Origin of the sequence: Hyella patelloides LEGE 07179, from assembly GCF_900659865.1 — a bacterium.
In the GTDB taxonomy this organism is placed as follows: domain Bacteria; phylum Cyanobacteriota; class Cyanobacteriia; order Cyanobacteriales; family Xenococcaceae; genus Hyella; species Hyella patelloides.
On record NZ_LR214055.1, the window covers coordinates 1 to 8,716 of the forward strand.

The 8,716-nt window shown below is 38.6% G+C and carries 6 protein-coding genes; 1 reads left to right on the top strand and 5 read right to left on the bottom strand.

Annotated features, from left to right (window positions below):
- The first annotated feature begins 47 nt into the window (after positions 1-47).
- On the top strand, positions 48-1,298 hold the full coding sequence (locus H1P_RS28150; RefSeq protein ID WP_246141986.1) for an RNA-guided endonuclease InsQ/TnpB family protein: 1,251 nt from the start codon (positions 48-50) through the stop codon (positions 1,296-1,298).
- Between the two features lie 571 nt (positions 1,299-1,869).
- On the opposite strand, the gene H1P_RS39565 is transcribed toward H1P_RS28150, so the two are convergent.
- The 5 genes from H1P_RS39565 to H1P_RS28170 form a co-directional block, all read right to left on the bottom strand.
- Entirely contained in the window at positions 1,870-1,968 is a 99-nt protein-coding gene (locus tag H1P_RS39565; RefSeq protein WP_342799620.1) for an endonuclease, read from the bottom strand.
- Positions 1,969-2,508: 540 nt separating this feature from the next.
- The gene (locus H1P_RS28155; RefSeq protein WP_144873977.1) at positions 2,509-2,814 is read right to left on the bottom strand and encodes a TMEM14 family protein; all 306 of its coding nucleotides are present in this window, start codon (positions 2,812-2,814) and stop codon (positions 2,509-2,511) included.
- A 219-nt stretch (positions 2,815-3,033) separates the two neighbouring features.
- A complete protein-coding gene (locus H1P_RS28160; RefSeq protein ID WP_222427284.1) occupies positions 3,034-3,948 on the bottom strand; it encodes an ABC transporter substrate-binding protein in 915 nt (304 codons plus the stop codon).
- Positions 3,949-4,098: 150 nt separating this feature from the next.
- Positions 4,099-6,702 carry a TonB-dependent siderophore receptor gene (locus tag H1P_RS28165; protein ID WP_144873981.1) on the bottom strand — a complete coding sequence of 868 codons (2,604 nt, stop codon included), beginning with the start codon at positions 6,700-6,702 and terminating at the stop codon, positions 4,099-4,101.
- 177 nt (positions 6,703-6,879) lie between these two features.
- The gene (locus tag H1P_RS28170) at positions 6,880-7,881 is read right to left on the bottom strand and encodes a helix-turn-helix transcriptional regulator (RefSeq protein ID WP_144873984.1); all 1,002 of its coding nucleotides are present in this window, start codon (positions 7,879-7,881) and stop codon (positions 6,880-6,882) included.
- Positions 7,882-8,716: the final 835 nt, after the last annotated feature.

Sequence of the window (8,716 nt, forward strand, 5' to 3'; positions counted from 1 at the left end):
ATCCACATGAGCAAAAATCGAAAAGATGTAAGATTTTCGGAAGCTGGATGAAAAGAAATTTTCACGTCCAGATTTCACAGAGAGGGGCGAGAGATAATACTCTCCCTCGACTCTACCAAATCAAAGCTAAACACCGTCAATACAACGCAATTGACGAGGCTATCCGAACTGGTCAGTTCGTCCGAAACAAATCTTTGCGTCTTTGGATGGACAAAAGAGGAGTTAATAAGTACGACCTCAACAAATACTCAGCCGTAGTAGCCAAAGAGTTTGATTTTGCTTCTCGTTTAAATTCCACTGCCAGGCAATCGTCGGCAGAACGAGCATGGGCTAGTATTTCTCGCTTTTACGATAACTGTAAGAAGAAAGTCCAAGGGAAGAGAGGCTACCCCAAATTCAAAAAGCATTCTCGTTCAGTTGAATATAAAAAGTCAGGCTGGAAGCTAGACGAGATCACCAAAAAACATATTACCTTCACTGATAAAAACAATATCGGCAGGGTTAAGTTAGTTGGTTCGAGAGACATCTATTACTATCAACCAGAACAGATTAAGCGAGTGCGTTTGGTTCGTCGTGCCGATGGCTACTACTGTCAGTTCTCAATATCTATAGATATTAAAGAAGATATGCAGCCCACAGGTAGAGCGGTAGGGCTGGATATGGGCTTGCAATACTTTCTATCTGATTCATTCGGTGAAACAGAACCCAACCCACGATTCTATCGAAAAGCAGAGCGCAAACTTAAACGACTTAATCGCCAGAAATCTGTCAAGTACAAAAAAAACGCTAAACCCCAGTCAAAAAACTATCACAAAGCAAGAAAGAGATATGCTTTAGCACATTTAAAAATAAGTAGACAACGTTTTGACCATGCTGTGAAACTAGCAAGGTGCGTATGTGCTTCTAATGATTGCATCGTCTATGAAGATTTAAAGGTGAGAAATCTTGTTCGTAATAGTAAATTGGCGAAGAGTATTAGTGATGCTGGCTGGACTCAGTTTAGATCGTGGTTAGAGTATTTTGGTTGGAAGATGGGCAGGATTACCATAGCTGTTCCACCACATTTTACTAGCCAAGATTGCCCAAACTGCAACAATAGAGTCAAGAAGTCACTTTCTACTAGGACTCATATATGTAGTTGCGGGATTCCCATCATTGAACGCGACCATGCATCAGCTATTCAGATACTCAAAAAGGGTTTAAGTACGCAGGGGCACTGCGGAACTTACGCTTGGGGAGATTTGCCCTCTTGGTCGGTTGGAGCAATCCTGTCGTCTAACGGCGAGTCGATGAACTAAGAATCCCTCGTCTCTGGCGAGGGAGTGTCAATTTAGAGAAAAATGTCAGAAAAACTAGAACTAATGGAGAGCAAAAGTCAACACGGGAGTCCCCATCTCTTGGATAAATGGAATAGCGCAACAGCCTTGCAGGAGGGTTTCCCGACCTAGACAAAGGACTTGCACTAAAGCACTCGCTATATGTATGGGTCGCGGTATCCGTGATAGGCGCGTCGTCCGCATGTACTGTTGTAAGACAGCGCGCTTTTCCGTGACCGCATTTCCTCCCGTCAATTTTTAATAGTTTCTAGGGGACTTTTCTCAATTGGCATAGTTCTAGCAGTTACAGCTAACGAGTAGATATTTTGTCTTTAATGGACTGAAAAATGATTTTATCCCTCAGTTTTTCTTCTTTCAGTTTTAATTTCAAAATTTGTACTTCGAGCATACTTGAATGCCGTTGGTAATTATCTATGAAGCCATTTATTTGAACTAATTGGTGTTCGTTCTTTCTCAAATCGGACATTATTGCTTATTGTTACCTCATATATGAGAGAGCTTGGAAAATGTTTCAAATGTTGGCAGACTAGATTTATCCTCGGTTTGGTTCGTTGGCAAAGTAAGCATAAGTGCCGATAGTAACAGCTAGAAACCAACCTAAAAATAAAACGCTGATTAATGCGATCATCATAATATTTCTCCTCAGTAAAATACTGAACCGATTTGCACCCATAATCTAGCAATCGTGTCAAGATTATTCAACATTTTTTAATGAAACTGGAAAATTGTCACACACGGTAATAAATTTCTCAGACTTTTAATTTGATTGAGAATTCACCGTCATGATTGCTATAGCTTATCTTCAAAGATTTTTTTGGTGTCAGATTATTTGTACTATGACTCGACTTTTATGAAAAACCAATTGTGTAAAATAGTTTTTATGAGAAGAAATACATTGGTAGATCGAGGTGATAAATTATTTTGACCGTCCTTCGTCCTCATCAGAATCAGGAACAAGGAACAACTTTCTTTTACTTTTTCCTAAAGGTTTCAAACCTTGTCCGTGACTGACGATAGGAGTTTTGTAGGGGTACAAGCCCGATCGACTTGTCGATGGGATATGCTCTTTGATCGAGAGCATTCCTCGATTTTATTACCAGTTCTCGTTCCTCGTTCTTTAGTTGACTTGCCAAAGGCGATCTTGCTTATTGGAAGAAGTTGACAAATACGATCAATTCAAAATCAAAACAAGTGAAACAACACCAAAAAAGATCATCGGCACTGCGGGTATCAACTTTTTGGTTTTCAACCATCTGATAATAAACACAATAATTAGAAGAGAGATAATTATAACTGCAATGGGATAAGCGATTTGAATACCAGAATTCATCATCGCAGCTAAAATTAACAGTAATAAACCGCTAACTCCACCAGAAATCAAGGATACTTTACTCTGACTTTTCAAGTAGCCCATGACTCCTCCTCCAATACTAAGAAGCCCGTAGCATACTGTTGCTATTAATCCAGGTGTCAACATTTTTCATTTAATTTCTTGACCATTAAATTAGATTAGCTCTTTGGGTTGAAACTTTGGGAAATAATGAACGGTTACACTAAAACAAAAATTGTGATGAGAAGGTTTTCAAAGTTTATGCTATCCATGAGGAAATGTTTTTGAGAAGAAGCTTGGTAACTTTCATCTTCAGTGTTTTTCTCGCTTTTTCCTAATTCACATCAGACTTACAATATTAAAGAGTTATTCATTTAATAAATATTCATATAAGTCATCCAGCATTTTGTTAGCAGCTTTGATTCCTGCACCAGTGTTCCAATATATGTCGTTAACTTGATAAACTTGGTTATCTTTAGAAGCTTTGAGGCTATTCCAAAGAGGATGTTCGAGCCATTTGTCAGCCATTTTAGTCGATCGATTATCTTGAGGATCGAAGGTCATATAAAAGATGATATCTCCATCAATTTCAGCAATGCTTTCTAGGGTAATTGGCTCGGCAAACTTGTCTTGTCGCTGAGAATTAGGACGTTGAAGCCCAACCTCTTGTAAAATTTTTCCTGCAAAATTATCTTGATAATATATCCTGGCTTGTCCTGGGAGAAAGCGAACTAGAGAAACTTCTCGATTTAATTTATCTCCCATTTTTGACTGAAAATCTGCAACTCGCTGATTCCATTGATTCATAACCTGCTGGGCTTTTTCTTCCCGATTTAAAGCTTGGGCATAAAGAGCAAAGTTATCTTTCCAATCTGCACCTAGAGTTTCTGAATAGACTGTGGGCGCAATTTGTGAAAGTTGGGCATAGATATTTTGATGGCGTAATTTGCTGCCAACGATCAAATCTGGTTTTAAAGCAGCAATTTTTTCTAAGCTCGGCTGTAGTTCTTCTCCGACAACGGGTACTCCTTGAAGCTCTAAGTTTATGTATTCAAAATAGGGTTCGCCCCACCAAGACTGAACAGCACCAATAGGTTTAACTCCTAATGCCAGAATATGATCGGTGGCTTCATTGGTTAAAACTACTACTCTGTTTGGAGTTCCTTCAACTGTGGTGATTCCCATTGCGTGCTTTATTCGACGACTTGCCAAATAGCGATCGCTATTTAGCTGAGATTGACTAATAGAAGTTGTATTTGAATCACAGCTTACTAAAGTCAAAACATTAAACCATAAAAATAGCGACAGACTGGATTTAAGCAGATTGTTAAGCAATGAAGGAAAATAGTTCATTGAGATACAGAGGAGCGAGAGACACGATTTATTCAACGATCGAGATAATGAGATTGGTTGTTAAGTAGAGTGACAAAGTTAAAATTCAAACAAGTATCTTAAACTGAAAGTCGTACCACGGGCTGCACTGCGAGAAGAATTGGTAGTTTGCAGTTGAGAGACTACTGGCAAATAATCGTTGTTAAAAATGTTTTCTACGCCTAATTGAACTTTTCCCGCGCCAACATCTACGCTACTAAGCAAATCGAAAACAAAATAGCTATCAACTTCTTGTAAGCCAAATCCATCACCTTCGGGATCGCGAGTACCTGAAAATAGAGCCTGAATTCGATTTTGCCAACCTGGTAAAGTCTCATTTTCTAGATAGGCGGTTATTTTTAACGGTGGAATACGAAAGCTATCAAGATCTTCAAAATCACCATCATCATCGGTATCAATTTCTCCTTCTATCCAGGTGATTGTCCCTCCTAAAAGCCAATTTTCGGCTGGCTGAATATCTATTGATGCTTCCAAACCATAGATTTGTTCGGGGGCGCGCAATACTGTCCCTGGTGCAGTAAAAGAAGTTCCTAGTTCTGACTCATTGTAAAAGCCACTGAGGGACAACTGTAGATTGTTCCAGTTACCTTTAACTCCTATTTCGTAACTATCAACTTTCTGGGGTTCAGGATCGAGAGTTTCTACTGTAAAACCAGCATCGGCATTACGTAGGGCTAAACCGATATCAGAAAGAGAAAAACCTTGAGCGAAGTTGGCAAATAAACTGAGGTTATCTGTAGCGGAATATACCGCACCCAGATTGAATAAGGTTGCATCAAAGTCTAATTCTCCCCCTTCAATGTTGTTACCAGCTAGGGTAGTAAAATCTTCTACATCGACTCCTGCATTTTCATAACGTAAGCCACCTCTGACGATAAAGCGATCGCTAATATTCGATTCTAGTTGAGCAAATACACCAAAACTATTTAAATCTAGAGGAGGTGTCCAAGTGCGATCGCCAATTGCCTCGAACACTAAACCATTGCTAGCATCAAATTCATCGGGGTCAAAAATATTGACTGGTTGTTCGGTATTTTCATTAAAATAGTCCACACCCCAGACAATGCTAAGCCGATCTTCTGGCAAAATGGGCGTATCTAAATTAACTCTACCGCCCCACTTTTCTGATTCCACCCGCGACTGAAAAATAGTGTTACCCAAACTATCGAACTCTCTCGCGTCGAAGGGGAAAAAACTAGTGAAATAATCGCGATAGTAAATTTGAGTATTGAGACTACCACCTAAAATATTTTCATGGCTGTATTGCAGATTAACCAAGGTATTTTCTGATTCCTGGGGATTATCTAAGTCCAAGCCTTCAATGGCTCTAGCTTGCTCTGGTTCTTCGCTCAGATTAACTCTAGGATCGGTGGTAAAATCAGTATCTTGTCGATCGTCAAAATAATTAAAAGTTAGTTGCAGTCTTTGTTGTTCGCTAATATCGATACCAATTTTGCCCAAAGCGTTCAAGGTTCTCGTATCAGCAAAGCCTCCTTGAGCATTAGGATCGGAAGGTATGCGATCGCCATCGGCATCAAAAAATCCATCTGTACCTCTGTAGCCAAAGCTGACTCGATAATCTACAATATCTTCGTTACCAGCGATCGACCATTTTAAATTTTCACCAAAACTATCACTGAGATTGGTTAAAGAACCATTAATGCCGATTTCTCCTTGAGTGATAAACTTCTCTTCTCCTGCACCGCGAGTGATAATATTAATTACCCCCCCCGTAGCACCATCGCCGTAAAGTGCGGTTGGCCCCCGTAATACCTCTATTCGCTCAATTTCAGCAGGATCGATCGTCTGGAAATCACGAAACACATTGCGACTGGTAGATTGAGGAACACCATCAATTAACACACTAACATTTCGCCCCCGTAGGGATTGTCCAAAGGAACTAATACTCTGCGTTGGCGCACCCAAACCAGGAACTAATTTACCTAAAATATTTTGTAAGTTGTTATTTAAACCAGTCTGATTTTCAATATCTTCTCTTTCAATGACTGTAATACTGCGAGGAACATCTTGTTCTCTTTCTGCACTACGAGTTACGGTGACAATTATTGATTCATCTGCTTCGGTAACTATTTTTCCATCAGAAGAGATACTTAACACTAAATTTTGTTCTGATGGTATCACCTCAGCATTTGGGGCTTGAGTTTCTCCTGTAACAGTCATTCTGATACTATTACCCTGCAAAGGTTCTACGGTAATTTCGGTTATTCCCTCTGCGGGATTGGCTGCCCTAAATACTTCTTCATCTGGTAAAACTAAGGTTGCGTCTAAAATATCGATAACCAAGCTTTTTCCTTCAGGTAAAATCAATGGTACTAATTGATTACCTGTAGCGGTTTCTAAAATTACTTCTAATCCGTCTACAGCAGGATTAATTTGTACTCCCGTAACTTGAGTAATTGCTTGGGCTGTCTTAATTTCTTCCTGCTTCAACGTAGCCGTGGCAGGTTTTATCCTTTCAAAATGAAAACTATTGTCTATTCGCTCTTGCTTTTTATAGTTATTTTCTACTTCCTGTGTCCAACCAGGAGATGCAACCATAACACCCACAACATAAATAGATAAGACGATCGCGTTCTCTAGTTTTTTAAGCAGCAACCCTTTAGAAAAACACCAATTATTCATAACCACTTCTCACACGCCAAATAAATTGAGCTTTATTGCAAAGCTTTATTATTAGCTAATAATGAAAAGTAGTATAAATGACCAAAAGAAATTCAGTCTACCCAAAAACCGCCACGCAATCCCAAAACCGACATTCTCTTAATTCTTTAACTTTTGTCATCTTCGATCTTTCATCCTTCATCCTTTAAAAATCTTCCCTGCTAGACACTCGCTAGGAGTAATGCCAAATTGACGCTTAAAGGCTGCTGCAAAATGTCCTAAATGGGAATAACCGATCGCATTAGCAACTTCAGCTACAGTAGTATTACCCAAACGCAATAGTTTTTCTGCTTGGAATATTCTTAAAAATGTTATGTAACCGATGATTGTTGTATCGAATAACTGACGGAAGCCTCTTTGTAATGTGCGATCGCTGATGCCGACAGTTTGGGCTAACTCGATTACTGATGGTGGATTATAATAAGTATGATGCAGAATATCTTGAGCATGATAGATACGATTAATAGTCTGGGGTTTTAATTTAGATAATGACTTAAGCTGATTTTGGTCAGTGGTAATTGCCTCAAACTGTAGTGCCAAAAGTTCTAAAACTTTACCCTGTAAATATATTTTTTTAGTTACACCATGAAAAGGCGCATTGATTATTTGTTGCACTATTTTTCCCATTAATGGCGTTACTTCGGGAAAAAAAGAGGTTTTAAGTTCGTCTTGTTTTAAAAACAATTTGCCAAACTGCGATTGAGTTTCTAGTAAATCGGGAAAAAGTTCGGTTAACTTGTGAGGTTCAATATGAATATTAATACCTGAAATATATTGCGATCGCCGATATTTTTCTAGATATGACGGTGAGATACCACTACCAGAAAGATAACTCCGTTTACCGCCAAAAGTTGGGTAAATATTTTCATAATCAATAAATCCCGAAGACAAAAACAAAAACTGTATAGGATGAGGATGAACTGGAACTTTCAAGATCATTTCATTTTGATAATTCCAGTTAAAAATATCTAATAATATTCCAGGAATTAACTCTAAGCGACGAGTAAAACCCCCTTGAAGCAAGCATTTAGGTTTTTCATAGATAGTTTCAAATTCTTCTAAAAATAAATTTTTGTTGTAATGTTTAGTTTTTTGTTGATGTAGTTGAGCATATTCTGAAGCAGAAATAGTCAAAGTCATTTTAATGATTAAAATAATTATATATAATATATAGCCAATTTAAGCGATCGCTATAAGCAATCCCTTGGGTCTGGATAATACTGTAACTTTGGCAAATTATCAAACAAATTTTCTCAAACAAAAAATAAGGAGGTGATAACAATAATATTTCTAGCTGTAGCCTTGATTGGCATGATTGCCTTTTTGATTTTTGTAGTGTGGTTAGTAGTAACCGATGATGCTACAAAAAGTTAGCTATTGTTGCAAAGGTAGGTTGTTTTTTTCTGGGCTGGCAAAATAGACTGGATTAAGCTGGGGGGCGACAAGTCGTTTAAAAAGTCTTGTATAACAAGGCCTTCCTTAATCTTACCTTGATGAACATGAGAGCAATTTTCATCGACTCAAGGTCTCAATTTAAAGAAGAAATGAGGGCTTTTAGTAATGCGATCGCAACGCGCTAGCTTCGCCGATCGGCCTTCGGCTGGCACTGCGCGATCGTGCAAAGCTACTAAAGGCAGACCGCAGTTTATCATCTCACAAAAGACCTTTCACAACGATTTATTTTTTCTCAGGTAATGTATCTAGAATCCTTACTAGATAGAAGTTTAAGTATTCGTTGTCGCCCCCTCAGAATTTAGAGCCAAAAAAGTTGTATCCCCCAGCCACTATTCAAGTTCTCTTGTTTTACTTGATTTTTCAGAAAGTGACAAAAGGGGGATACATTTAGGCGGGATAAGCAACAGCTTCCCTAGACTATGGGAAACTGCTCACCAGTAGTGACATCTTCACCAGTGCCACCAGTGATATTGATATCATTCAAAGTAACCTGTTGACCAAATATATCAGTGGTTACAAA